This window comes from Elstera litoralis (genome assembly GCF_000963705.1).
Classification (GTDB): domain Bacteria; phylum Pseudomonadota; class Alphaproteobacteria; order Elsterales; family Elsteraceae; genus Elstera; species Elstera litoralis.
This window is the reverse complement of record NZ_LAJY01000765.1, coordinates 1-653: the sequence shown is the minus strand read 5'-3', so window position 1 is coordinate 653 and position 653 is coordinate 1. Positions and strand designations below refer to the sequence as shown.

The window sequence follows — 653 nt, the reverse complement described above, 5'->3', positions numbered from 1 at the left end:
CGGCGTTAAAGCCGGGGCGATTGTCGATACCGAAACGCTGGCGGGCCTTACGCCGGGTCAATGGCGTCAAATCGCCGTGTCCGATGATAAGGTGCTGGACGATCTCGAAGCCTTGAAGAAGCAGATGGATGCGTCCATCGACCGCCTCAACAAGCGTTTCGAAAACAAGGTCGAAAAGCTCCAGCGCGGCGACGAGTTGCCGCCGGGCGTGATGAAGATGGTCAAAGTGTTCGTCGCGGTGAAGCGCAAGCTGCAACCGGGCGACAAAATGGCCGGTCGTCACGGCAACAAGGGGGTTATCAGCCGCATCACGCCGATCGAAGATATGCCCTATCTCGAAGACGGCACGGCGGTTGATATCGTCTTGAACCCGCTGGGCGTGCCGAGCCGCATGAACGTTGGGCAGATTCTCGAAACCCATCTGGGGTGGGCATCGGCAGGCTTGGGCCGTCAGATCAAAGATCTGATGGATACGTTCCGCCGCGAAGGCAAGCACGACACCGCCCCGCTGCACGCCTACTTCAAAGATATCTACGGCGATAAGGTCTATGGCGAAGATATCGCCGACCTCAACGAAGGCGAGACTTTGGAACTGGCGCAGAATTTGACGCGCGGTATTCCTTTCGCCACCCCGGTTTTCGACGGGGCGCGGG

General features: G+C 59.0%; 1 pseudogene. It reads left to right on the top strand.

Going from position 1 to position 653, the window contains the following annotated elements:
• A pseudogene (locus tag VZ95_RS19660) lies at window positions 1–653 on the top strand (DNA-directed RNA polymerase subunit beta); the annotation flags it as partial.